21 protein-coding genes are annotated in these 24,176 nt (G+C 69.7%); 15 read left to right on the top strand and 6 right to left on the bottom strand.

Translation table 11 applies throughout. From position 1 onward, the window contains the following. Nucleotides 1–22: 22 nt before the first annotated feature. Nucleotides 23–619: a Uma2 family endonuclease gene (locus M4J07_RS12115; RefSeq protein WP_255970880.1), complete on the top strand. Its 597-nt coding sequence runs from the start codon at nt 23–25 to the stop codon at nt 617–619. Nucleotides 620–628: 9 nt separating this feature from the next. On the opposite strand, the gene M4J07_RS12110 is transcribed toward M4J07_RS12115, so the two are convergent. Further along, a complete protein-coding gene (locus M4J07_RS12110) occupies nt 629–3,118 on the bottom strand; it encodes a polysaccharide lyase family 8 super-sandwich domain-containing protein (protein WP_255970878.1) in 2,490 nt (829 codons plus the stop codon). Between the two features lie 78 nt (nt 3,119–3,196). Here M4J07_RS12110 and M4J07_RS12105 point away from each other — a divergent pair, with 78 nt between their 5' ends. Next, nucleotides 3,197–3,889: a 2-phosphosulfolactate phosphatase gene (locus tag M4J07_RS12105; RefSeq protein WP_255970876.1), complete on the top strand. Its 693-nt coding sequence runs from the start codon at nt 3,197–3,199 to the stop codon at nt 3,887–3,889. 8 nt (nt 3,890–3,897) lie between these two features. Here the strand turns inward: M4J07_RS12105 and M4J07_RS12100 are convergent, their stop codons facing one another. Both M4J07_RS12100 and M4J07_RS12095 read right to left on the bottom strand, forming a co-directional pair. Continuing rightward, nucleotides 3,898–4,278: a VOC family protein gene (locus M4J07_RS12100; protein ID WP_255970875.1), complete on the bottom strand. Its 381-nt coding sequence runs from the start codon at nt 4,276–4,278 to the stop codon at nt 3,898–3,900. A gap of 119 nt (nt 4,279–4,397) precedes the next feature. Beyond that, nucleotides 4,398–5,201 (bottom strand): hypothetical protein, encoded by an 804-nt coding sequence (locus M4J07_RS12095; protein ID WP_255970873.1) that lies wholly within the window; start codon nt 5,199–5,201, stop codon nt 4,398–4,400. Between the two features lie 131 nt (nt 5,202–5,332). On the opposite strand from M4J07_RS12095, the gene M4J07_RS47875 reads away from it, so the two are divergent. Further along, nucleotides 5,333–7,675 (top strand): ATP-binding protein, encoded by a 2,343-nt coding sequence (locus M4J07_RS47875; protein WP_305127593.1) that lies wholly within the window; start codon nt 5,333–5,335, stop codon nt 7,673–7,675. A 49-nt stretch (nt 7,676–7,724) separates the two neighbouring features. Here the strand turns inward: M4J07_RS47875 and M4J07_RS12085 are convergent, their stop codons facing one another. Continuing rightward, on the bottom strand, nt 7,725–8,282 hold the full coding sequence (locus M4J07_RS12085; protein ID WP_255970871.1) for a DUF1062 domain-containing protein: 558 nt from the start codon (nt 8,280–8,282) through the stop codon (nt 7,725–7,727). A gap of 314 nt (nt 8,283–8,596) precedes the next feature. Between M4J07_RS12085 and M4J07_RS12080 the strand changes: the two genes are divergently transcribed. The 3 genes from M4J07_RS12080 to M4J07_RS12070 all read left to right on the top strand — a co-directional run bounded on the left by M4J07_RS12080 (nt 8,597) and on the right by M4J07_RS12070 (nt 15,641). Next, nucleotides 8,597–13,702, top strand: a complete 5,106-nt coding sequence (locus M4J07_RS12080) for a DUF5979 domain-containing protein (RefSeq protein WP_255970869.1) — start codon at nt 8,597–8,599, stop codon at nt 13,700–13,702. A 112-nt stretch (nt 13,703–13,814) separates the two neighbouring features. Beyond that, on the top strand, nt 13,815–14,387 hold the full coding sequence (locus tag M4J07_RS12075) for a GNAT family N-acetyltransferase (protein WP_255970867.1): 573 nt from the start codon (nt 13,815–13,817) through the stop codon (nt 14,385–14,387). Nucleotides 14,388–14,873: 486 nt separating this feature from the next. Next, nucleotides 14,874–15,641, top strand: a complete 768-nt coding sequence (locus M4J07_RS12070) for a hypothetical protein (protein WP_255970865.1) — start codon at nt 14,874–14,876, stop codon at nt 15,639–15,641. Nucleotides 15,642–15,916: 275 nt separating this feature from the next. On the opposite strand, the gene M4J07_RS12065 is transcribed toward M4J07_RS12070, so the two are convergent. Together M4J07_RS12065 and M4J07_RS12060 are read right to left on the bottom strand one after the other, a co-directional pair. Then, nucleotides 15,917–16,642, bottom strand: coding sequence for an ANTAR domain-containing protein (locus M4J07_RS12065; RefSeq protein ID WP_255970863.1), 726 nt, complete (start codon nt 16,640–16,642; stop codon nt 15,917–15,919). Between the two features lie 777 nt (nt 16,643–17,419). Then, complete coding sequence (locus tag M4J07_RS12060) at nt 17,420–18,517, bottom strand: DUF1152 domain-containing protein (protein ID WP_255970861.1); 1,098 nt, start codon at nt 18,515–18,517, stop codon at nt 17,420–17,422. An 80-nt stretch (nt 18,518–18,597) separates the two neighbouring features. Here M4J07_RS12060 and M4J07_RS12055 point away from each other — a divergent pair, with 80 nt between their 5' ends. The 9 genes from M4J07_RS12055 to M4J07_RS12015 all read left to right on the top strand — a co-directional run bounded on the left by M4J07_RS12055 (nt 18,598) and on the right by M4J07_RS12015 (nt 24,129). Beyond that, nucleotides 18,598–19,338: a GntR family transcriptional regulator gene (locus tag M4J07_RS12055; RefSeq protein ID WP_255970859.1), complete on the top strand. Its 741-nt coding sequence runs from the start codon at nt 18,598–18,600 to the stop codon at nt 19,336–19,338. A gap of 340 nt (nt 19,339–19,678) precedes the next feature. Continuing rightward, nucleotides 19,679–20,062 carry an ATP-binding protein gene (locus tag M4J07_RS12050; RefSeq protein WP_255970857.1) on the top strand — a complete coding sequence of 128 codons (384 nt, stop codon included), beginning with the start codon at nt 19,679–19,681 and terminating at the stop codon, nt 20,060–20,062. 107 nt (nt 20,063–20,169) lie between these two features. Then, entirely contained in the window at nt 20,170–20,898 is a 729-nt protein-coding gene (locus M4J07_RS12045; RefSeq protein WP_255970855.1) for a GntR family transcriptional regulator, read from the top strand. A 157-nt stretch (nt 20,899–21,055) separates the two neighbouring features. Further along, a complete protein-coding gene (locus M4J07_RS12040) occupies nt 21,056–21,406 on the top strand; it encodes an SCO3933 family regulatory protein (RefSeq protein ID WP_255970853.1) in 351 nt (116 codons plus the stop codon). 4 nt (nt 21,407–21,410) lie between these two features. After that, nucleotides 21,411–22,784, top strand: a complete 1,374-nt coding sequence (locus M4J07_RS12035; RefSeq protein WP_255970851.1) for an FtsK/SpoIIIE domain-containing protein — start codon at nt 21,411–21,413, stop codon at nt 22,782–22,784. A gap of 89 nt (nt 22,785–22,873) precedes the next feature. Then, nucleotides 22,874–23,530, top strand: coding sequence for a DUF2637 domain-containing protein (locus M4J07_RS12030; RefSeq protein ID WP_255970849.1), 657 nt, complete (start codon nt 22,874–22,876; stop codon nt 23,528–23,530). A gap of 18 nt (nt 23,531–23,548) precedes the next feature. Next, the gene (locus M4J07_RS12025) at nt 23,549–23,737 is read left to right on the top strand and encodes a hypothetical protein (protein ID WP_255970847.1); all 189 of its coding nucleotides are present in this window, start codon (nt 23,549–23,551) and stop codon (nt 23,735–23,737) included. Next, on the top strand, nt 23,734–23,925 hold the full coding sequence (locus M4J07_RS12020) for a mobile element transfer protein (protein WP_255970845.1): 192 nt from the start codon (nt 23,734–23,736) through the stop codon (nt 23,923–23,925). Before M4J07_RS12025 ends, M4J07_RS12020 begins: the two co-directional genes overlap by 4 nt. Nucleotides 23,926–23,934: 9 nt before the next feature. Beyond that, nucleotides 23,935–24,129, top strand: coding sequence for a hypothetical protein (locus M4J07_RS12015; RefSeq protein ID WP_255970843.1), 195 nt, complete (start codon nt 23,935–23,937; stop codon nt 24,127–24,129). Nucleotides 24,130–24,176: the final 47 nt, after the last annotated feature.

The raw sequence follows: 24,176 nt of genomic DNA, 5'->3' as shown, positions 1-24,176 counted from the left end.
TGAGCGAAGGAGGAGGTCTGTCATGGCAGCTCTGCCGGTTCCGGAGCACCCGCCCGTGCGTTCCGGGCGTCTTGACGCGCGGGACGTCGAGGAGGCCTTCACTCAGGTCAGCGCGGCGACCCCCGAGGGGTGGCACGTGGAGTTGATCGAAGGGGAGATCCACGTGACGCCTCCGGCGAACGGTGAGCACGAAGAGTACGTGTCCGAGGTCAACCGCCAGGTGACCCTGCGCCAGCCAGGCGAGGAACTGCGCAACTACACCGGCATCGGCCTCAACGTCCCCGGCGCCTCCCAGACCGGCCACGTCATCCCCGACCTCGTCGTCGCCCCCAAGGGAACCTTCGACAACAAAGAGGAGTGGCACGACGCGTCGGCCGTCCTGATGGCCGTCGAAGTGACCTCCGACTCCACGGCGGGCAACGACCGCGTCAAGAAGATCCGCGGCTACGCCCGCGCCGGCATCCCCGTCTACCTCCTCATCGACCGCGAGGCCGGGCAGGCCACGGTCTGCTCCGAGCCGGAGGGCGACGACTACGCGAAGAAGGCGTCGTACAAGCTCGGCCTCGCCGTGTTCCTCCCCGAACCCCTCGGCTTCGATCTGGAGACGGCCGAGTTCTGAGGCCCCCGGCTACCGCAGGGTCGCCGAGAAGCTCCGGCCGTAGGCGTGGTGCGTGCGGACCGTGAGGCGGGTGCCGCCGGGGACCCGGGTGGCCCGGACCGCGTCGTCGCCCGCGACCTTGCGCAGCGCCGGGCCGCGCAGCACGACGCTCACCTCGTCCCGTCCGGTCGTCGGGTCGGACACGGCGACCGTCACCTCCTTGCCCTGCCGCCTGACCAGGACCGACGCGGGTCCCTCGACGGCGAGGCCGGCCGTGTGGTGGGTGCCGGAGGTGAAGGTGTTGAGGGCGGTCAGGCCGAGGGCGCGGTGCCGGACGGCCTGGAGGCGCGGGGTGTTGGTGAGGACCTCGACGGGCGTGGTGGCGCGGACCGCCGCTGAGGTCGCGTTCGGGAGCAGGGCGCAGGCGAACGCGGTGGGGCGGGAGCCCGCCGGCTGCTCGACCGTCAGGGAGAAGACCTGCTTCGTCACCGACGTGTCGGGGTTCGAGGTGCGTACGACGCGGCGGCTGCGCGTCACCGTGTCGAGGCGGGCCTTCGGGCGCGGTCCGCCGAGGTGGACGTAGCCGACGGCCATGCCGCTTGTCGCGTTCGCCCAGCGCACCCAGTCCTCGCCCTCGGTCACGGTCACCGCGTCGCCCGCCGCCGCGATCCGCGCGTCGAGGGTCGTCGTCACCGCCCGGCCCCCGCCGGGCGCGTCCCCGACACCGGCCGCGAGCACCACGATCTCGTCGTCCAGCAGGAACCACGACTTCGTCGCCCGCGCGCCGCGGTACACCACGAAGTCGTCCGGCAGGATCCCGGCCCGCTTGTCGCGCCACGGCACGTCGTCCGAGGCCACCCAGCCGACCGCGCCGTACGCGCCGAGCACCGCCCCGCCGGAGTGGGCCTGCGTCGCCGTCGGGAAGTAGACGTACGCGTTCTGCGACTCTGACGACGCCGTGAAGTTCAGCGGGTGGGACGGGTTGTCGTAGAAGAGCTTGCCCGCGTACAACTCCGGGACCGTGCCGCGGTGTTCGACCGGCGCGGTGACGCCCGCGAGGCCGTAGGGGGAGACGGTCGTGAAGTAGTCGACGCCGAACGCCTGCGTCTGGTCCTGGCCCGACAGGTAGAGGTGGTGCGCGCCGTCGCCCTGGAACCAGGGCATCAGGTTCTCGCCGCTCATGTACTCGTACTTGCTGATCCGCGCCGAGCTGCGGGACAGCGCGAACGCGTAGCCGGGGCGCCGGTGCACGGTGCGGTCCATCGCGTTGAGGGCGGCCGAGCGGGCGGGCGGGTTCAGGTCGGCGGCGGGGACCGCGGTGTCTGCGAGGATGTCGGCGTACCGGACGACGCTCTGCGGGGAGACGAACGACGTCGGGTCGAGCGCGGCCCGTGACGTGGCCCGGATGTGCTTCACGTACGCCCTGAGCGCCGTCGACGACTCGCCCTCGGCCAGCGACGCCAGGTCGACGACCGCCTCGACGACCGTCGCCACGTCCGCGTAGCCGGTGCCCGTGCGGGAGACCGCGCGGCCCTTCACCGCCTCCATCATCCAGCCCTCGAAGATGAGCGGCGCGAACCCGTCGCGGACCCACCCGAACACGGTCGGCACCAGCTCGCCGCCGTGCGCGAACCCGGTCCCGTCGAGGATCTTCAGCGTCTGCACGACCCGGCTGAGCAGGCCCTTCCCGTACGAGCCCGTGTACGCGACGGAGGCGTGCTGGATGAACGAGCCGTCGGCGTAATAGCCGTCCGTCACGCCGTGGTTCAGGGCGTACGGGTCGATCGTCGCGAAGACGGTGAGCTGGTCCGTGAGCGCCTTGCGGATCCGGGCCTCGTCCGCGGTGAGGGCGCCCTGGAGGATGCGGTTCGTGGTGATGTCGGCGAGGTTCGCGCCGGTGTGGAACCGCGAGTCGAGGTCGACGTCGCCGTCCTTGCCGTTGCGCAGATACGCGTCCATGGAGGCCACGTAGGTGCGGACGAGGTCGGCGGGGGCGCGGTCCGCGAGCAGCACCAGCGTCTTGCTGATGTGCTGCGAGAGGCCGATCTCCCAGTAGAACCAGTTGCCGTAGTAGCCGGCGGACTGGTCGCCGTAGTAGTGCTCGTGGAGCCAGGCCAGGGCGTCGACGACCTTGTCCTGGACGGCCGAACTCCCGTACAGATCAGGGGATATGCCGGGTGTCCGGGTGGCCAGGGCCATCTCGTAGACGCGCTGGTACGTCGTGTTGAGGTTCGGGTCGCTGGTGCCCAGCGGCAGCCCGGGGAAGAGCTCGTCGGCGCCGGACGCCGCGTCCAGGGCGGCGAGGTTCGTCCGCGCGGTCTTCTCGATCGCGGCGACCTTGCCCGCCGTCTCCGTACGGGAGTTGGAGTCGGCCGTGCCCGCGAACACGGCGACGGTGTTGGCGAGCAGCCGCTCCACCCCGTCCGCCACCTCGGCGGCGCTCGCCCACCCGGTGGGCACGGTGGCGAGCACTCCGGTGGCGGCCAGCACGCTGAGCAGACGTCTACGGGTGATGTCCATCCGCCGGAGAATGGCAGAGGGGCGTGGACGCGACAAGAGTGTGGCGTGGGATCACGGGCACCGGCCATCATGATCGCCATGGACACCCGATTCCTCGGCATCCCCGAGCTGACCGAGCTGGCCGAAGTCCCCTCCGTGGCCGTCGTGGTGGACGTCATGCGCGCCTACACCGTCGCCGCCTGGGCCTTCGGCCGGGGCGCCGACAAGATCGTGCTGGCCGGCTCGCTCGACGAGGCCCTCGCCCTCAAGTCCCGGCACCCGGACTGGGTGGCCCTCAAGGACGGCGCACCCGCACCCGGCTTCGACGCCGTGAACTCCCCGGGGATGCTGCGCTCGGCCGACCTCACCGGGCGGACCGTGGTGCAGAAGACCACGGCCGGCACGGTGGGCGCCCTCGCGGTCCGCGACGCCCGGCTGGTGCTGTGCGCGGGCTTCGTGGTGGCGGAGGCGACGGCCCGCCTGCTGCGCGGGCACGGCGCCGACGCGGTCACGTTCGTGGTCACCGGCGAGGACGGCCGGGCCGACGAGGACCTGGCCTGCGCCCAGTACATCGCGCACCGGGCCGCCGGATCCGCCCCGGACCCGGCCGGCTTCCTGCGCCGCGCCGCCGACTCCCGCGCCGCGGCCGAGCTGACGGAGGGCGTACGCGAGGGATCCCACCCCGACGACGTCCCCCTCTGCCTCGAACTCGACCGCTTCCCCTTCGCGATGACCGCGACCCGGGAGGACGCGCTCATGGTGCTGCGGGCGTGCGCGGTGCCGGCGGACTGACTGCCTCGTCAGAGCGGGTTGAGGCGGGCCTTCAGCAGGCAGAACTCGTTGCCCTCCGGGTCCTGGAGGACGTGCCACTGCTCCTCGCCGGTCTGGCCGATGTCGGCCGGGCGGGCGCCGAGCTTCAGGAGGCGCTCCAGTTCGGCGTCCTGGTCGCGGTCGGTGGCGTTGACGTCGATGTGCAGCCGGGTCTTGCCGGGCTCCGGCTCGTCCCGGCGGCTGAGGATGATCGTCGGCTGCGGGCCGCCGAAGCCCTCGCGCGGGCCGATCTCGACCATGTCGGCCCCCTCGCGGTCGAGCACGACGAAGTCCAGGACCTCGCACCAGAACCGCGCCAGCACCTCGGGACTGCGGCAGCCGAGCACGAGTTCACTGATACGACATGCCATGGACGGGACCTTCTCTCTACGGGGGTGAACGGGTGACTCGGTCGAGACCGTACCGGGCCGGGCGCGCAGGGACGAAGGATTTCCGGGGCCGCGCGGGGGGACTAGCCCCTCCCGACGGCTCAGGAGTTCCACCACGCGGCACGCACCCGCAGGGAACCCGTGTCGGTGCAGCCGGTGCCGTTGACGATCTCCTCGCGGTCGAGGCTCCAGCCCACGACGCCGTTCCCCTTGCGGCCCAGTTCGACGAGCCGCTGCGTGCCCGTCTCCGTGCCGTCCTGCACCTGGCACTCCAGGACCGACGTCCACGCCCGCCCGTCCAGGGACACCCCGACGGCGAGCAGCGGCAGCACGACGACGGTCAGCGCCGCCGCGACCCACTGCTCGGAGCGGGCGGCGCGGCGCAGCCAGCACGGCGGCTCGTACGCGGTGTCGTGGTGGTGCCGGCCGCGCCGCCCCGCCCGGTACTCGACGACGACGCCCTCGCGCAGCGCGAACGCGGCCAGACCCGTCACCAGGCCCCACCACCCTCCGTAGCAGCAGGCGGCGATCACGCCGACGGCCAGCGGATTGACCACGGTCAGCGCGATCCGGCGCAGCGTGCGCACGAATCCGTCGCCCTTGGGCACGGCCCCGCGCGCCGCGAACAGCGCGAACACGACGCGGGAGACGACGACGCCGAGGACGCAGCCGAGGAGCGGCTCGGTCAGCACCATGCCGAGCAGCACGTCGGGCCAGTTGCCCGGCTCCATCCCGACGAAGACGTCCCGCACGTGGGAGCCGCCGCCGACCGTGTACGCGACCTTCAGGGCGGGCACGGCGAGCGCGAGGGCGAGCAGCACGGTGTGCCCGGGTCCGCCCTTGCGGTCGACGGACCTGGCCTGGTCCCGCTCGCGGTCCAGCTGCTCTTCGTGTCCGGTCGGCATGCGCGTCACGAAAACACGGGGCCGGGCACCGCCGCCCGAGCAAACGCCCAGCGTACGCGGACCGTCACCCGTTGGGGGGCACCTTCAGGGAACCACCCCGGGCCCTGGGGGGCCTCGGAAGAATCCGCTCCATGACGTTCGGCATCGTGCGCCGCCGCCCCGGCGAACTCCCCCGTGAACTGACCGGCTTCATCGGCCGCGCCATCGAACTGACCCACCTGACACGGGCGTTGGGCGCCCAGCGCTGCGTCACCGTGCTCGGCCCCGGCGGCGTGGGCAAGACCCGGCTCGCCCTGCGGGCCGTGGCCACCCGTACCGACGCCCCGACGCCACCGGCCTGCCTCGTCGAACTCTCGGCACTGCGCGACCCCGACCTGCTCCCGCACACCCTCGCCGCCTGCCTCGGCCTGCCCGAGCAGGACACCCGCTCCCAACTCGACGTCATCCTCGACCACTTGAGGGACCAGCCGGCCCTGATCATCCTCGACACCTGCGAGCACCTGGTCGACGCGTGCGCCGAGCTCGTCGACATCCTGCTGCGCGAGACCGACGGCGTCCGGGTCCTCGCCACCAGCCGGCAGCCCCTCGACGTTCCCGGCGAGCACACCTTCCCCGTGTCGCCGCTGGCCGTGGACGACGAGGGCGGCGACGCGGTCACCCTCTTCGAGCAGCGGGCCGCCGCCGTCGTGCCCGGCTTCGAGGTGACCGACGCCAACCGGGACGACGTCGTCCGGCTCTGCCGCCGCCTGGACGGCATCCCGCTCGCCATCGAACTGGCCACGGTACGGCTGCGCGCCGTTCCGCTGCGCCAGCTCATCGACCGCCTGGAGGACCGTTTCCGGCTGCTGACCGGGGGCCGCCGCACGACGCTCCCGCGCCACCAGACCCTCCGTACGGCGATCGACTGGAGCCACGAGCTGTGCGACGAGCGGGAGCGGACGCTGTGGGCACGGCTGTCCGTCTTCGGTGACGTCTTCGACCTCGCGGCGGCCGAAGAGGTCTGCGGATTCGGCGAGTTGAGCCCGGCGGACGTGATGGAGGTGCTGATCGACCTGGTCGACAAGTCCGTCGTCCAGCGCGTCGACGAGGCGGGCGCGGGGCCGGCGCCGGGCGACGGGGACTTCGCGACCCGCTACCGGATGCTCGACACCATCCGGGAGTACGGCGCCGAGCGGCTCGCCGAGTCCGGCGAGGAGACGGCGGCCCGCGACCGCCACCTCGACCGCTACGTGACGGCCGCCGACGCCTTCGATCGGCACTTCATCGGCGACGACCAGATGCCCCGCTGCCGCGCGCTGCGCCGCGAACACCCGGACATCCGGCTCGCGTTGGAGTACGCGCTCGGCAGTGGCGAGCGGGTGCAGAAGGGGGCCGGTCTGGCGGGCGCCCTGTGGGGGTACTGGCAGATCTCCGGCCTGCTCACGGAGGGCAGGTATTGGCAGCGGAAGGTGGCGGAGGCGTTCCCCGGGAGCACCCCGGAGCGGGCGTGGGCGCTGATCGTCGGCGGGTTCATCACGGTGTTCCAGGGCGATCCGGCGGCGGCGGTGCCCGCCATCAGGGAGGGCATCGACATCGCGGACCGGCTGGGGGAGTCCCTGGTCCGGGCCCGCGGCTGGCTGTACCTGCAGTGCGCGTACACGTTCCTGTGCGACTTCGACCGCGCCGAACTCGCCCGCGCCCAGGCCCAGGAACGGCTCGCGGCGATCGGCGACCTGACGGGGCTGGTCTCCCTCGACGTGCAGGCGGGCTACCAGTACCACCTCTCCGGCGACGCCGACCTCGCGCTGGAGCGGACCGTGCAGGGGCTCGCCCGGCTCGGAGCCGGCTCCAAGGAGTGCTGGCTGCGCGGCTTCCTGTACACGGTGGCCGGGCTCGCGCACTACGCGAAGGGCGACCCGGAGGCCAGCGAGGTGGCGCTGAAGCGCGCGCTGCCGCTCAAGGCGGACCTCGGCGACGCCATCGGGTGCGGATACGCGGTGGAGGTGCTGGCCTGGGTCGCGTCGGGCAACCACCGGCACGAGCGCGCCGCCTGGCTGTTCGGCGGCTCCGACGCGCTGTGGCAGTCCACCGGCGGCGAACTGCTGAGCGGTGCGCCGGTGTCGGTGGAGAACCACCGGGCAGGCGCGGAGGCGACGCGGGCCGCGCTCGGCGCCGACGCGTACGAGCGGCTGTGGCAGCAGGGCGCGACGGCCCCCGCCGAGACCCTCTTCGAGGCGGCGCTCGCGGGCACGGACGAACTCGCCGTCCCGGAACCCGACGTGCCGGGCCAGCGCCGCGCCAACGGCGAGGCGCTCACCAAGCGCGAGCACGAAGTGGCCCGCCTCGCGGCCGACGGCCTGTCCAACCGCGAGATCGCCGAACGCCTCTTCATCTCCCGCCGTACGGTGGACGCCCACATGGAGCGGGTCCTCGCCAAGCTGGGCATCGGCTCCCGCAGCCGGATCGGCGTGAAGCTGGCGGGCGAGGGGCTGTAGGGGAGTAAAGGGGCCTGCCGGGGAGTCGCCCGGCAGGCCCCGGACGGGTTCAGCGCTTCAGGGTGAAGGTGAAGTCGCCGGTGATGCGGCCGCGCAGGCGCACCGCCGAGACGAGCTTCCCCGCCTCGATCAGGCGCACGACCTCCGTCCCCGACAGCCCGCAGCCGTCGGCGACGAGACGGACCGGACGGACCGGGATGCGGGCCGCGAAGCGCACGGAGACGTCGATGACGTCGCCGGCCTCGTGGTCCGGTGGGACGGGCGTGCCGGTGTCGAGACGCCAGGCGCCCGTCCAGTCGAGGGCGATGCGATTGCGCCGCAGGACGGCCGGGTTCTGGAGCAACTCCGCAGCCAGCACAGGGTCGTTGGCGTGCAGACGGTCCAGGAGCCCGGGCGGGACGGAGCGGACGTGCGTCCGCTCCAGGAGGGCGATCTTCGCCGTGTCCCCGCAGCCGGCGCAGCGCACGAGGAGCCAGGCGTCGAGGAGCTTGTGGTGCGCGTTCACGCGGAACTTTCCGTTCGCCCGGAAGCGGTCGGACGGACACGCGTGACAGCGGCGGAGCACGGTCGGCAGGCAGGTGGGCATGACCACCCAGCTGGTGAGCACAGGAGTACACCGGTTTCAGTGAGAAGTCCGCAGCAAGAAGGAGCGCGGCGCACAGGCGCGACGCGCGACAGATCAGCTCTCGGGGGGTCTCACACGGTGTACAACGGCACGCCCTTGCCTCGACGAATGGGCCGGGCAGCACGGTAACGGCGCACCGCACCGCCCCTCCACCGCTTTTCGGGCCGCCGCCGGCAGTGGGCCGAACGAGTCAACCATGTGACAGATCATCAGCTTTTCGGCGCGGGCCGCCCCCGGGGCGGCCCTTCGCCTCTTACCGTCACCGGAACTTCGTACTCCGTAGATGAAGGACTGGTATGTCCAGACATGGGTTCCCTCTCGCCCGGTGGCCGCTGGCCGTCGCGGCGGCGCTGAGCCTGCTGTTCGGTTCTCAGGCCGCGGCGGTCCCGCTCGCCCCCGCGGCGGACGACCCGCGCAGCACGGTCGGCATCACCAAGACGAACAACACCGGCGGGGATCCCCTGGAGCCCGGCGACGACTTCATCTACACGATCAACGGGCAGTGCTCGGGCCTGACGGTCGACTGCGTGGACTTCACGGTCACCGACACGCTGCCCGCCGGGTTCGACGTGACGAGCCTGCCGCAGTCCACCACCTCCCGCGACGTCACGTACGACGAGGCGACGCGGCAGCTGACGGTCGTCTACAAGCAGGACCTGCAGAACCCCGCCGGCAAGACCGGACTGCGCGCCGGGCAGGCCGGCGCCGTCGAGATCGGCATGCGGGTACCGGCCGACACCGACCTCGACGACGGCACCGTCGTGACGAACACCGCCGAGGTGAGCGCCGACAACGCCGACCCGAAGACCGCCGACACCGACGTCACCGTCACCATCCCGCGCGTGGTCAAGCCGGTGGCGACCAAGACGTGGAAGGACGGCTCCGCGGTCGCGGGCAGCGGCGAGACGTCCACCATCACGCTCGACGTGCGCAACAACTCCTCGTCGTCGGCGAACGTCACCGAGCTGTCGGTGTCCGACACCACCGCCGACACCTTCGAGTACTTCGACTTCCGCTACGCCACCGTGACCGCGTTCCCCAAGGGCGCCGACCAGGCCCACATCGTCGTCACGACGGCGGACGGCGCCACGCACACCGGGGACACCATCACGGAGCCCGGCCGGCTGCCGCTGCCGGACGGCGTCGAGCCCGGGGAGGTCACCGGCTTCGAGGTCGTCTTCACCAACAGCAACGGCGACCCGCTGCCGTACGACGAGAACGGCGGCACCGTCGAGGTCACGATGAAGCTGCGGGACACCAAGCGTTCCGACGGCTCGCCGCTGCGCCCCACCGACAAGATCACGGTGAACAACTGCGCGGTCCCGGCCGCCAAGGAGACCACCGACGGCGACGTGAACGGGGCGCAGGTCTGCGCCCCGTACGACATCCTGCCGGACATCCTGGTGCTCCAGCCGACCAAGCGGTTCTACCCGGACACCGACGGCAACTTCAGCCAGGACACCGGCGAGCACGCGGTGCTCGGGGAGAACTCGCCGGTCAGCGCCGAGGTCGACGTGAAGAACGCCTCGCCGTTCCCGGTGAAGACGATCACCATCACGGAGCCGTCGGCGGACACCCCGAACGAGTTCGACAAGATCGACGTCGACAAGGTCCGGCTGCGCTTCCCCGAAGGGGCCACGACGGCGCACCTGACGGTGACGTACGCGGACGGCTCCACGTTCGAGCAGGACTACACCGCGAACCAGACGGTCGACGTGGCGAAGGCCGGCACGACCGTCACCAAGGTCGAGGTGACCTACACGGGCGTGGACGCGGACGGCAACCCGACCATCGCGGAGGGCGCCACCGCCGGCCTCGACGTGCACGGCACCCTGACCGACGCGGTCACCGCAGAGGACCTGCCCTCGGGCAGCAGCCCCGGCGTCGACAACTGCGCTTCCTACACCGGGGACGCGGGCCGCACCGACGGCAGCGGCACCGCGTCCGGCGACGCCTGCAAGACGCTGCCGATCGAGGAGCCGAACACCTCGGGCAGCGGCACCAAGGACTCCTCGCAGAACGACATCCCGGCCGACCAGCCGATCACGATGAACCTGAAGGTGACCAACAACGGCAACAAGCCGCTGGTCTCCCCGGTCGTCACCGACCCGTCGGCGGGCCCGGACGGCTCCCCGGCCTCCACCTCGCCGTTCGACGTCCTGCAGATCACGTCGGTCACCGTCAGCCCCGCCGACGCCCCGGTGAAGCTGGAGCTGTGGGACCCGACGGCCGGCGGCGGCAGCGGCGCCTGGGTGCCGTACGACGCGGACGACGCCGCCCTGCTGGAGCGGGCCACCGGCGTGCGCGGCAGCTACGACGGCGAGATGTCGCCGCAGTCCACGTTCACCGTGACCATCGTCGCCGAGCGCCGCCCCGGCGTGCCCGACGGCACCACGCTGCAGAACTGCTACTCGATCGACGCGGGCGGCGACTACACGCCCGGTTCCCCGGTCTGCGGTCCCTCCATGGACACCGCGCCCGCGTCCGACTCCGCGTCGCTCAACAAGTCGATCAGCCCGGGCACCCTGCCCGAGTACGTGCCCGGACTGCCGCGCCAGCACGCCGACATGCGGCTCACCGTCGCCAACACCGGCAACATGTCGGCGAAGTACCTGAGGATGACCGACCGCGACGAGGACTTCTTCGACGCCGTCGACCTCGTCTCCATCAAGTCGAACCAGATGCCGGCCGGTGCCAACCGCGTACAGATCGACGCGTACGTCAACGGCGCCTGGGTGAACGGCACTCCGGCCTCGTCGGCCGCCCTGCCGTCCGGCGTGGACGCCGCCGACGTGACCGGCATCCGCGCCACCTACAGCTCCACCAGCACCAGCAACGACGGCTACGTCATCAAGCCCGAGTGCGCGGGGCAGAGCTGCTCCGGCATCCTCCTCCTCGACATCAGCCCCCGGGAGAAGCTGCGCTCCACCGGCGGGCCCGTCCCCACCCACCTGGAGGACACGGTCAGCGGTGAGTTCCTCACCAAGCTGCAGTCCGAGGACAGCCCCAAGGCCATCGACCCGGTCGACGCGACCCTCGACCTGGTCAAGGGCGACCCGGTCCTGGACGTCAGCAAGACGCCCAACACCGTGCTCGCCCCCGGCGAGGACGCCCCCTTCTACCTGAAGGTCACCAACACCGGCACGGCGAACGTCCCCGACCTCGTCGTCAAGGACGCGCTGCCGCCCGGCATCGCCTTCGTCGACACCTTCAAGGGCGACGACGGACAGCCGTACAAGATCATCGACGCGAAGGTGCCCGACGGCACCCCGGACGTCCCCACCCCGGTCTTCGGCAAGACCTCGGACGGCGACCGGATCTCCGGACTCACCTGGGACTTCTCGAAGGACGACGACGGCAAGGCGTGGATGTTCGCGCCCGGCGCCACCTTCACCATCGAGATCCACGTGCGGCTGGAGGCCGGCATCAAGGCCGGTGACGTCGTCACCAACACGATGGGCGCCACCTCCTCCGACCCGGACCTGGCCTGCGACGGCACGTCGCAGCGCGACGGCGACTTCGGCAGCGGCCTGTACTGCGTCGCCGACGCCACGCTCACCGCCAAGTCCGGCACCGCGTTCCAGGCCCGCAAGTGGGTCTCCGGCAACGACGGCCTCGGCTGGTACAACACGCTCTCCAAGAAGACGGTCCCGGTCGGCGACGACTCCTGCCTGATGACCACGGACTCCACCGGACGCCGCTACACGGCCAACCCGTGCATCGCCCTGGTCAACCCGGGCGACCGCTACCACTACCTGCTGCGGGTGCAGAACGCCGGCACCGAGTCCGGCACCGACATGAGGATCATCGACCGCTTCCCGACCCAGGGCGACAAGGGCGTCATCATCGACCAGCAGCGCGGCACCGCCTGGGACGACGACCCGGCCCTGGCCACGCGGCCGAGCCTGAGCGGCCCCGGCACGATGAACGTCGGCTACGAGAACGACGAGCCGCTGTGCACCGACGACCTGGACATGGGCGGCGGCAACGGTTCGAGCGCGCCCACCTGCCCGAGCACCGTGTGGGACGACGGCTTCAGCAGGAACGCCGCGGGCGCCAACATGGACCTCGACTTCGACCCGCCGCTGGCGCCGGGCGGCAAGGTCGACATCACGTACGCGATGGACACCCCGCTGAAGGTCACCAAGAACGGAGACCCGACGATCGCCTGGAACTCCTTCGCCCACAACGAGACCACGGACCGCGGCGGCGCCGTCGCCACCGGCACCGACGGCAAGCGGGCCGTGCCCTCGGCCAACCCGCGCGTGCTCCAGGCGAACGAGCCGATCCAGGTCGGCGTCGCCCTCGCCTACGGCGACCTGAAACTGGTCAAGCATCTGGGCGCGCACCCCGACCAGTTGGACGGCGCCCTGAAGCGGGCACGCTTCCCGTTCCACGTCACCTGCGTCATCCACCCGCAGGGCAGGGCCGACCAGACCGTCATCGACCAGACCTACCGGGTCTCCGCCGACAAGCCGGTCACCGTCACCGGGATCCCGGCCGGCGCCGACTGCCAGGTGTGGGAGGAGGCGGCCCGCGGCGGCACCTCCGACCATCCGCAGAGCAACCCGGTGGAGGTCACCATCGAACCGGGCCTGGGCACCACGTCGGTGCAGACGGCCCGCATCTCGAACGCCTTCGAGCTCGGCGCGCTGCAGCTGATCAAGTCGGTCGACGGCGACGCCGCGCAGTACGCGGACGGCCGCACCTACAAGGTCGACGTCTCCTGCGCCCTGCCGAACGCCGCCGGCGGCGCCTCCGACCTCGTGCTCCACAAGTCGTACGAGGTGGGGGCGGACGAGCCGGTCACCATCAGGCCGCTGCCGGTCAACTCCCGTTGCTGGGCCGAGGAAGTGGACACGGGTGGCGCGGAGAAGGCGGTCGTCGACCACGGTTCGGCGGACGACCCGGTCGTCATCTCGGCGGACGGCACCGCGGCCATCACGGTGACCAACACCTTCCCGGCGGCCGAGATCACCGTCACCAAGCACGTGGTGAACGGCGGCGCGGGCCCGTACGACTTCGCACTGGCCTGCACGACGGACCAGGGCGCGGTCCCGCTGGCGCCGGCCGACCGGTCCTTCTCCCTCAAGGACGGCGAGAGCCGCACGGTCAGCGTCCCGAAGGGTGCCACGTGCACGGTGACCGAGCGGGACGTGCCCACCGGTGACACGGTGACGTACCAGGCGTCGGACGGCGGCGACGACGGCGAGGTGGTGGTCGACGGCCCGACGAAGGTCGACGTCACCAACACCTTCGACACGTCGCCGGTCACCCCCGACGACCACGACAAGGGCGAGCTGGCGGACACCGGTTCGCGGGACTGGACGCTGCTCGGCATCCTGCTCGCGGTGCTGGCCCTGGCGACCGGACTGGTCGTGGTCCGCAGGAGGACGTCCTGACGCCCTGACGGCATAACGACAGCGTGACGAAGCCCCGGGTCACCGGCCCGGGGCTCCGTCATGCCCCTAGAGTCCGCCGCGGCGAGGGCGGGCGAACGGAGAGGGCGGGGCCATGACGCAGACGGGCACGATCACGGCGGAGACCATGGACGGTCCGGCCGCGGCCCGGGCCACGGCCGCGTTCCGGCTGGTCTACGCGGACGTCTTCGCCCGGCCGCCCTACGACGAGACCCCCGACGACGTCACCGCGGCCTTCGAGCGCTTCGCCGCGCAGACCGCCCGCCCCCTGTTCCGCGCCGCCCTGGCCCGCACCGCGGACGGCGAGCCGGTGGGCATGGCGTACGGCCACGCGGTGCCGCCCGACACCCGCTGGTGGGACGAACTGACCGAGCCGGTCCCCGCCGCCCTGCGCCGCGAGGACGGCCGCCGCACCTTCGGCCTCATGGAGCTCGGCGTACGCGGCCCGTGGCGCGGCCGCGGCATCGCCCGCCACCTGCACGACACGCTCACCGCGGCCATCGCCGCGGAACGCATCCTCCTGAACGTCCACCAGTCCGCCACGCCGGCATCGTCCGCCTACCGCTCCTGGGGCTACCGCAGAATCGGCGAGTCCCGCCCGGGGGACGGCTCGGTCGGCTATGACGTGATGCTGCTCGACCTGCACCAAAAAGGGCCCGGTCGATGACCTGGGCCCTGAGGTTGCTGTGGAGCGGGTGACGAGAATCGAACTCGCGCTCTAAGCTTGGGAAGCTCAGCTGCTCTAGGGGGAGTTGGGTGTCTGAGCTGCGGGGGAGTGGCCTGACGGCTCTCGAGGTTCGTGGGTCGTTGCCCGCCGTTCCCCGTGGCTCCCCGCTCAACCTGGCACGGGTCTGGCACGGTCCTGGGTGGTGAGGCGGCCTGGCCCGTGTCGCACCCGCAGCGCGGCCTTGATCGTGCGGACAGCCTCGCCACTCAACACAGGCTATGCCGCGGGATCTGCCAACATCACGGAACCTGGCGAGACATGGTCATGATCGAACGGTGCAGTCCGGCCGTCTGATAGATGCCCAGATTCCTGGGGGTGCAGCCTTCGGGGAAATCCTGCCCGCTCGAATCTATCTCGCTGTAGCCTTGCGCCATGTCGACTTGGGTTCCTCTTTCGGTTCGTCGCGGAATACGACCATCTGCCGCAATGGAGGAGGGCATTCCTGTCCATCTCGTTCCAGCCCTGGAGCATTGGGCTGAGGGTGTCTTCGGGTATCGACTTTCACCTACAACAAACGAAAATCTTATCCACGCGGCGGCACTCGCTATCCGCGTGCCGGTGGCGGGGCGGAATGCGATAGAGAAAATGCAAGATCTTCTCTACAAGTGCAGGCAGGATGAGGATCTTTATCTGGATCTGCTCGACTACTTGTTGAGGTGCTCTACGCGGGGAAAGGGATGGTGGGAGTCGCTGGAGACATCACTTTCGACCGGCGGATCCGCCTGGATGGCTACGAGAGAGCGGGGACTTCAGCGCCGTGTTGATGAGACAGCCCAAGCGAGCTTCGATGACGCAAGCTCTCCTGCTGACCTCGCCAGCGAGGAGCTGAAGCAGGGCTGGGAGCGCGCATTTTCGCGCGACCCAGATGCTTCAGATGCTTGGGACCACGCGATCAAGGCCGTAGAGGCGGTCCTAATCCCAATCATCGCCCCGAAGCAGGATAAGGCTCAACTGGGGCACGTTGTTGGCTCGTTGAAGAGTCAGGGAGAGCGCTGGAAATTCGTCATCCCTGGACCAGGGATGGACAACTCAATCCAGCCCGTGCTTGAGATCCTTAACGTGCTGTGGCCGAATCCTGATCGGCATGCAAACAAGGGTCGGAGAAAACCCACTCTGGCGGAATCTCAAGCAGTTATTCATCTCGCTGTCACTGTCGTTCAATGGGCGCGATCAGATTCAATTCAGTTGCGCTAAAGGTGGCCGTTGAGTCGAGACAAGCCGCATGGTCAGGAGCACTGGCCACTCTTCCTCCTCCCGTCCCGCCCGCCGTCGGCCCACACATCGCGGAGCGGTCGTGGTTCGTGGCGGTCATCGTGTGCCGACCTCTGGAGTTCCTCAACTTGCCTAACGGTGCTTCTGCCAGCGGCTGCGTAGGTGATCAGCGGCGTGACCTGCCATTGAGCTGTGAGCAGTTGTCATCGTTGGTCACCGCTGAGCGTCCTTCCACGGCCCCGAGACGGCCCGGGCGATCAAATTGCTGTGTCGATTTCGACCGGGAGGGCTCCTTGCACGACGTGGGTAGCCAGCTCGGTGAGTTTCTGCTGGCGTGAACGGGCGTGGCCGCGCAGCCGGTTGAATGCCTCTTCCATGCCGATCCCCTGTCGCGCAGCAATCATGCCTTTGGCTTGCTCGATCACGATGCGGGATGTCAGGGCTGTCTGTAGCTGACCGATGATCTCGTTCTTGGTGAGCACGGTCTGTCGGTGGTGCAGGCAGATCCCGGCAGCATCGGCTAGTGACTGCGCCAGGCTCAGATCTTCTCGTGTTGGCACTCGCCCGCCGCTCATCAAGTTGACGGCGCCGAGCGGGTGATGGGGGGTGCGCAGTGGTACGGCGGCGACACTGGTGATGCCGGCGCGCAGTGCTCGGGCGGTGAACCGGGGCCAGAGGTCGTGGCTGGGGTGGGCAGCGCGCAGCAGGACCGGGGGCAGGATTTTGCCGCTGCGAGTGCTGTCCAGGCAGGGGCCTTCGCCGAGTTCGAGCTGGTCTTCTTCCAGGCGTCGGCATGTTTCGTCAGAGGCGGTCAAGTAGTCGACTTGTCCGGTCTCGCTGAGGACGGTGACCCCTGCCGATCGCAAGCCCAGCAGGCTGACCGTATGGGCAGTCAGATCGTGCAGCAGTTCCAGGACATCGAAGCCGTCTGCTCGGAAGGCCAGGTCGAGAACAGCCTGACTGGTAAGGACGTCATGTTTCACGACAGACACTGAAGGTCCGTTCCGTCGCCTCCCGGACACGCGGCAACGAGCGGGGGCCGGGCACGCAGGGAATGCACTGGGAGGCAAGCCATTGCAGGGCGGCTACAGGGAACCGTGTGATGCCCGCTGACGGAAGGTCTTGGCTGCCGCCTCGATTCTCCTTCATCCCGCCCGAGTCGCCGCTGAGGCCAGTCCCACCCCGCCTGGACGACTCACGGTACGTATTCGAGTGTATTCCTCTGGTAGTCGGAGCATCTGCTGGAGTGCCAGATCCAGCCACGGAATGTGGATGCTAGATGCACCTGGATCGCGTGCAGCCGAAGACCTACCCAATCCACCACTCTCCCCAGCTCCCATCCCGTCCGCCGTCGACCCACACGTCTGTGGAGCGGGCGTGGTTCATGGCGTCCAGGTGGAGCGCGCCACTGTACGAACGACCTGGACGCCATGGGCCGCGTCTGCTCGGTTCTGCCTGGGTCGACGGTGGACGGGATGGGAGCCCACAACGCTCACCACGATGTGCCCGCGGCCGGGAACGGCGCCCCCTCCCACCCGGTGCCGGCCGATCCCCCGCCGGAGGCATCATCTGTGACCGTGGGCCGCGAGCGTGTCGGGTGCTCGACTCATGTCCTCCGGGCCTATCCACTGTGGGCGGGCGTCGGCGCAGCCGGGGCAGCGCGGGCCGAAGGCATGAGCGCAGCCCCGAGCGGAGCCGGGAAGCCCGCCCGGCGGAGCGAAGCGCAGCCGGGTGCTTGAACCAGTAGAGAAAGTTGTTACTCAGGCATCGGCAGGGATGTGCCAGAGCGGTGCCTGGTACTGCTTCGGGCGGCTGCTGAGCAACAGGGCTCTGAGGTACTGGCGTTGAGACCCGTGTAGCCCTAGGGCTTCAGTGATCCTGCGGAATGTCGTGTGGGTGATACCGCGGCTGCGGGCGTCCGCTTCGAACGCGTCGAGCTGGCGGAGCGTGGCTTCGGGGTCGAGCTTCTGCTCCGGCTGGGTAGTGAGCCAACTGGCCTTGTTGCGCTCGTAGTCGATCTCCGAGTAACCGCAGATCTCCCGGCTGTGCTGCTCCGCCTCCTCCAGGCTCCTTGTCGCCAGGATCGCGCGGGCAAGCTCGTTGCGCTGCAACGTGTCGTCCAGGTCCGCTTCGTGGACGATGGCGCCCGCGTCGGTGAGCGGAACCGGTAGGCCGGCGTCCCTGACTTCGCACACGCCGCGGATGCCTCGGGCAGTCGCGGCCAGCATTGCCGTTGCCTCAGAGGGGTGCCACTCCAGTACCGAGCCGATCGGGTCTACGTGCTCGGCCGTGAGGCGCAGAGCGGCTGAGCCCACACGGTCGCGCAGATCCTCGGCAGGGATCTCCCCGTCCAGTCCTGGACCAGCGACCAAAAGCCGCACGGGCGCCTTGACTTGACAGCACGCAGCCAGCGTCAGAGCGTCGGCGAGTGGGCTGCGGAGTGTGGGTTCGTCGCCCTTGGCGAGGATGTCGCCGCCGACGTCCAGGAGGTCGATTGACTCCGGCGCCAGATGCGAGATCAGCTCTTCGAGCTGGTGCGTGATGCCCTGGGCGCCGTGGCGAGGATCGATCAGCGCGATGGCGTTGGGGAGTTCGGATGCCAGCCGGGGGAGTGTAGACCCCGAGGGGGCTACCGGCTTTGCGTCGCCCGGAATCGACCACACGCTCCCCGCCAGAGGGCGGAGACCGGTGAAGTCGGCCGGCGCCCGCGGGCCGGGGACCGGATCGATCAGCAGGCGGTCCCACGCGTACGTGAGGATCACTGCCGGACTCCCGGAGCCTCCATAGAGGGCCCGGTCGAGCATTGCGGCGGCGACGGCGTCGCCCCCTCCTCCTGCTGCCACGATCAAGCGCGTCACCCGGGCAGAGTACGGGTTTGCCTGCTAGCCACTCACCCTATAGTGGCTACTGGTCATAGCCACTTAGGGAAGGGGATCCGATGCCGCAGATCGAAGAGACCCAGCCCAAGTACCTCCAGATCGCGCACCACATCCGCGATCAGATCTTGCGGGGCGACTTGAGGCCTGGCGACGAGGTTCCGTCGGAGCGCCAACTGGCCGCCGACTGGAAGGTCTCACGGCCGACGGCAGCGCGCTCACTGGAGGCGCTGAGCCATCAGGGGCTGGTCGAGAAGCGGCAGGGATCGGGGACGTACGTCCGTAGCCTCGCCGTGAATCGGCGCGCTCGGGAGCTCTATGGGCGCGCGAAGCAGACGGGCAAGATCTACACGCCCGGCGAGTACGCGGTCATCACCTCGGCCGGCTGGCTGGAGGCGCCCGACTACGTGGCCGAGGCGCTGAGTTTGGCCCGTGGAACCCGCGCTGTGCATCGTCGCCGAGTCACGAAGAACGAGACTGGGCCCATCACCATCTCGACGTCCTGGTTCGGTGCCGACATCGGCGAACGTGCTCCCAAGCTCCGTGACCCTGACCGGATTCAGGAGGGCACGCTCATGTACGTCGAGAACATGACCGGTCGACAGGGCAGCTACGCCGAGGACCGGATGTGCGCGCGGCGGGCCACGGAGGACGAGGTGTCCGACCTCGAACTCGACTCGGAATCAGCGGTGTTGGTCGTGCATCACGTGGTCTATGACCTGCAGGACCGTCCCATCGAGTTCGCCGAGGCGACGTACCCGCCCGGGCGTTGGGCGTTCGAGCAGGGCTACCCGATCGCTTAGAAAGTCTCGCTTCTCTCGGCGAACCGCTTGTGGCTCGGAGTGGCTAATGCCACTATCCACTAAGTGGCTAAGGCCACTTAGCCGGAAGGAGCATGGCGTGAGCCGGGAGCATGGGGAGTTACGGCGGGCATCGCACGACGCGGTGTGCCGTGGATGCCGCGGGCGTGGGTGGAAGCGTGTTGGCTCCCGCTCCGGCCTGGCGGCATCCGCCGCCGATGCTCGCGCCCGCTCCACATCCAAGCGGCGCTGTCTCGACTGTGACGGCACCGGTAAGGAGTAGGCATTCATGGCGGATGCTCATGATGAGCCTGGTACCGCGACGCTGCCTCCGATGGGAGGCATGACCCTCTATCCGGTGCCTGAGTCCGTTGCTCGGGCTCGGCGCTGGTTCCGGAAGTTCGCTGGCACCTACGACCTGGCGTGCTCGATCGACGACTGTGTACTGATGCTCTCCGAGCTGGTGACGAACGCCATCCTCTATGGGGAGGCGGAAGAGGCCTGGAGGGTACGGGTCGAGTGGTGGAGGCTGGGCGAGGCTCTGCGGGTCGATGTGCACAACCCCGGACTTCCCACTGATGTGCACCTGTGCGACCCCGACGCCAACGACGCGCATGGGCGGGGTCTGCGCCTGGTCGACGGGCTCTCGGACTCCTGGAGTGCCGGCCCCAGCCCCTTCGGTGGCACGGTCGTGTCGTTTCAGGTGAACGACGCCTGGAAGCCGTGAAGTCGAGTTGCCCCCGTATCGCTCGGCTGGACTCGGGTGTTCATTGCCTACTCACGTGAGTAGTCTGGTTGACAGGTTGACTTGGCCGATCGGGACTAGGCGGGGCTATGGCGTACGAGGTGGCTGCACCCAAATATGTGCGGCTGGCGCAGACGCTCCAGGGGCGCATCGAGGACGGCACCTACCCGCCCGGAAGTCTGGTTCCGAGTGAGAACCAGCTCGTGCAGGCATTCGGGATGTCCCGCCCCACCGTCGTTCGAGCGCTGGACCTTCTGAAGCGAGACGGCTGGCTGGAGTCCCGGCAGGGGTTCGGAACGATCGTCCGCGGCCGGCCCGAAGCAGTGGAGCAGAAGGACCAGCGGGGGCGCGAGGCTCTGGAGCGAGCCGAATCGGTCGCCTCTGGGCGGCTTATCGAGGTCGACCAAGTGCCGGTCCCGTCGCGAGTCGCCGCGGCCCTTGGTGTTCCCAAGAGGGCCAAGGTGCTCGTTCGGCGGCTTCTGATCGAGGAGGACGGCGAGCCGGTAGAGCTGTCTTCTTCGTACTTCCCCGTCGGCTTCGCCGAGGGTACGAGCCTCGCTGATCCGGCGCCTCTCGCCGAGGGGCTGCGCGCGCACCTGGAGGCGCGTAAGAAGATCCGCTTCGATCACGTCACCGAGCGGATCTCGGCGCGACTCCCGAGCGAGGAAGAGGCCGTCCTCCTCGCGCTGCCTTCGGGGGAGCCCGTTCTCAGTGTTCTTGTCATCGCCTGCGATGTGTCGGGCCAGGCCCTACAGGTCGTCGATGTTCTCCTGCCCGCCGATCGGCAGGAACTGGAAGACACCTACCGGCTCGGCTGATGCAGAGCGCTCCGTGTGAGTCGCGCACTGTCTACTGATCTCCCAGTGACGCAGGGGGACTTGAATCACTTGACAAGTCAACTGGGCATCTCTAACTTCGAACTTGCTAAGTCAACTTGTCAGGCTGTCTGGCAGGTGCCTACGAAGGAGAAGTTCTGTGCGTGTGATCCGAGTTGAGACCTCGTCCGCGACGATTCTTCTGACCGAGACTCCTGAGCCGAAGGTGAAGGACCGGCAGACGGGCGAGATCGCCAAGGACGCTGTCAGCGGTGAGGCGCTGATGAAGGTCGGCGTCGTCTACATCGACGAGGGGGAGTCGTCGCTCATCGCGGTGACCGTGCCGGAGAGCGGGGTCACGGACGGCCTGACCGTCGGTGGTCCGGTGTCGCTGCCCGGCCTCATCGCCCGGCCGTGGGAGAGCGTCTTCGGCGGCCAGGCCCGCCACGGCATCGCCTACCGGGCGGCCGCGGTGGTCCCGGGTGCATTCCCCGCCGGGCTGGAGAGCTGATCTCGTGTCCGAGTTGATGACGCTGGCTGAAGTGGGTGGGCCGCTCGCAGCGATAGGCGGAGCGGTCTACGCCCGTAAGGCGCACCCAGCCGTCTACTGGGCCACGGTCGGGCTGCCGTCCTCGGTGGCTCGGCTGGTGGCCTCCTACGGCTCCACCATGGATGCCTGCGGACTCACGGTCGCGCCGTCTCGGCTGCGGGCCCTGGCGATACGCGCCACCACTCGACGAGAGGTACGGCCGGTTCCGCCTCGCCGGGGTCTGATCCGACCGACATCGACGGGCTTGAAGATCCGGCTTCGCCTGGCTCCCGGACAGGAGCCGGCGGACGTGGCTGCCTCGTGCGAGCGTCTTCGTCACGCCTGGGGCGTCCACGCCGTGCACGTGCGCGACATCAAGCCGGGCGTGGTGGAGCTGCGCCTGGTCGGCTTTGACGTACTGCGGCAGGTGAAGATGCCGCGCCGCGCGGAACGGGAACTCCTGGCAGTGCCCGTGGCCGTCCGGGAGGACGCGAGCGTGTTTGTTCGCGACTACCGAGCCGTTCCGCATCAGCTGGTCCTCGGCGCGACTTTGTCCGGGAAGTCGATGTTCCTGCGCAACCTGCTCACCGAGCTGGCCGCACAGCCGGTCGCCTTGGTCGGCATCGACTGCAAGCGGGGTGTGGAGCTGGCGCCCTTCGCCCCGCGGCTGTCCGCGCTGGCCACCGACTCCGACGAGGCTGCCGAGCTCCTGCCCGTCCTCGTCAAGGAAATGGAGGACCGCTACGACCTGATCAAGGCGCGGCAGGGCATCGCGCCCGGCACCCCGGACGAGGAGATCACCTCGGACGTATGGGGACTGCCGGACGATGAACGCCCGGTACCGATCGTGCTGTTCGTGGACGAGGTCGCCGAACTCTTCCTGGTGACTTCGCGCAAGGACGAGGACCGGCGCGACGAAATGGTCACCCAGTTGATCCGGCTCGCCCAGCTCGGCCGGGCCGCGGGAATCTATCTGGAGATCTGCGGGCAGCGCTTCGGTGCCGAATTGGGCAGGGGCGCCACGATGCTCCGGGCTCAACTCACGGGCCGCGTCTGCCACCGCGTCAACGACGAGGCCTCGGCAAAGATGGCTCTGGGCGACATCGCCCCTGAAGCGGTCGGCGTTGCCGTCACCATCCCGGCCGACCGTCCCGGCCTGGCCGTGTCCGGCGATACGTCCGGCGGCTGGGGGCGCATGCGCACCCCCTACCTATCGCTCGCCGACGCTGCCTCGATCTGCCGCGAGAACGCTGAACTCACCCCTGAGATAGCGGCGCTGAAGCCCTTCCGGCCGATCGCTGCCGCCTCACCTGAGGCCACTCCCATCGCAGTGACCAAGCCGCGTCCGGCGACCGGCTGACCTTCCTCACCTCACCGGCCGGCGCGACCGCCTCGCGCCAAGTCCCTACTCCCGCCTTGCCCGAAACCGAATGAGAGGACGTGATCCCGGTGGCTGAGCACTCCGCATCGCGCGCTCTTCCGTTCCGCGTGGACGCGGTACTGATCCAGGCGGTCATCGCTGCCGCACTGTCCTTCGCTCACCTGCATGACTTGGCCGTCGCCGCGGGACAGGACGGCTGGAAGGCGTGGGCCTACCCGGTGAGCGTCGACCTGCTCCTCGTGGCGGCCTGGAACCGGCTGCGGTCGGGGGAGTCGAAGGCGGCCGGGTGGTCCTGGTTCCTGGTCGCGCTCGTCGCCAGCCTCGGCGCGAACGTCGCCACGGCAGGGCTCCTCGACCTCGACCACGTTCCTGCCTGGCTGCGCGTCGCCGTGGCCGGTTGGCCGGCAGTCGCCTTCCTCGGCGGCACGCTCCTCGCCCACAGCCCTGCCACGGAGACGAGTGGCCAGAAGGAGGAGTCGGCGGACGGGGCGGAGGAGCAGAGCGACACCTCCGAATCAGGGATCCGCCCTCCCGCCGCCGCTCCCCGCCCTGCGCTTTCCGGGCCCCCGCCCGATCGCCTCCCGGCCGCTCTCGTCGAGCACGCGCGAAAGGTCGCCGCAGAGCACCACACCCGCACGGGAGCACCCATCGACACCGCCACCCTCCGGGCTCGCCTCGGTGTCCCGGCCCCGCTCGCCGAGGCCATCGCCGCCCAACTCACCTGACTGACAAGGAATCCGCTGTTGCGACCGTCCACGCTGCGCGCCCTTCGACGCGCCGCCGAACTGACCCGCCAGAACAACTTCACCGAGGCCGTGCTCGTCGCCGAGCCCGTGATCCTCACCGCCGATGTCGACGAGGGCGTGGAGATCCGCCGCTGGCTGACCGACCACGTAGCCGACTTCACCGCACCGAAGGAGAACCGCTCATGACCGCCAACCGCCGCTTCCGACGCGTGATCCGCATCGGCCCCGTCCAGGTCGCCACCTTCTACGACGGCCGAGGGCAGGAGAAGCACACCGCCGCGTGCACGGCTCCCCGCTGCGGGTTCTCCACCGACTACGACAGCCGCGCCGCCGCTGAGCTGGCCGCCCGCACCCACCGGTGCACCGGCCGCTGAGGAGGCCCCGTGACCGTCAGCCTGCCGCTCGTCTTCGTGCTCGGCGTCATCGCCTGGGCCGCGATCAAGTTCCTCGGCATCCGCCTCTGGATCGCCGTGGTGATGGCCCTCTTCGGCTTCTGGCTCTCTCAGACCGTCCTCGCCCCCGTCATCGAATCCGGCACCCGCTCCGGGGTCGACGTCGTCAACGGCACCCACCACTGAAAGGAGAACCACCATGCTGTTCCGCCCGCAGATGCCCGGCACGGCGC

Source organism: Streptomyces longispororuber (genome assembly GCF_024448165.1).
Lineage (GTDB): Bacteria > Actinomycetota > Actinomycetes > Streptomycetales > Streptomycetaceae > Streptomyces > Streptomyces longispororuber_A.
This window is presented reverse-complemented; position numbering and strand designations above follow the sequence as displayed.

Bases quoted from the DNA above. Each gene is read 5' to 3' on its own strand.
- M4J07_RS12115 (WP_255970880.1), top strand. From the start codon at position 23: ATGGCAGCTCTGCCGGTTCCGGAGCACCCGCCCGTGCGTTCCGGGCGT.
- M4J07_RS12110 (WP_255970878.1), bottom strand. From the start codon at position 3,118: ATGGACATCACCCGTAGACGTCTGCTCAGCGTGCTGGCCGCCACCGGA.
- M4J07_RS12105 (WP_255970876.1), top strand. From the start codon at position 3,197: ATGGACACCCGATTCCTCGGCATCCCCGAGCTGACCGAGCTGGCCGAA.
- M4J07_RS12100 (WP_255970875.1), bottom strand. From the start codon at position 4,278: ATGGCATGTCGTATCAGTGAACTCGTGCTCGGCTGCCGCAGTCCCGAG.
- M4J07_RS12095 (WP_255970873.1), bottom strand. From the start codon at position 5,201: ATGCCGACCGGACACGAAGAGCAGCTGGACCGCGAGCGGGACCAGGCC.
- M4J07_RS47875 (WP_305127593.1), top strand. From the start codon at position 5,333: ATGACGTTCGGCATCGTGCGCCGCCGCCCCGGCGAACTCCCCCGTGAA.
- M4J07_RS12080 (WP_255970869.1), top strand. From the start codon at position 8,597: ATGTCCAGACATGGGTTCCCTCTCGCCCGGTGGCCGCTGGCCGTCGCG.
- M4J07_RS12075 (WP_255970867.1), top strand. From the start codon at position 13,815: ATGACGCAGACGGGCACGATCACGGCGGAGACCATGGACGGTCCGGCC.
- M4J07_RS12070 (WP_255970865.1), top strand. From the start codon at position 14,874: ATGGAGGAGGGCATTCCTGTCCATCTCGTTCCAGCCCTGGAGCATTGG.
- M4J07_RS12055 (WP_255970859.1), top strand. From the start codon at position 18,598: ATGCCGCAGATCGAAGAGACCCAGCCCAAGTACCTCCAGATCGCGCAC.
- M4J07_RS12050 (WP_255970857.1), top strand. From the start codon at position 19,679: ATGACCCTCTATCCGGTGCCTGAGTCCGTTGCTCGGGCTCGGCGCTGG.
- M4J07_RS12045 (WP_255970855.1), top strand. From the start codon at position 20,170: ATGGCGTACGAGGTGGCTGCACCCAAATATGTGCGGCTGGCGCAGACG.
- M4J07_RS12020 (WP_255970845.1), top strand. From the start codon at position 23,734: ATGACCGCCAACCGCCGCTTCCGACGCGTGATCCGCATCGGCCCCGTC.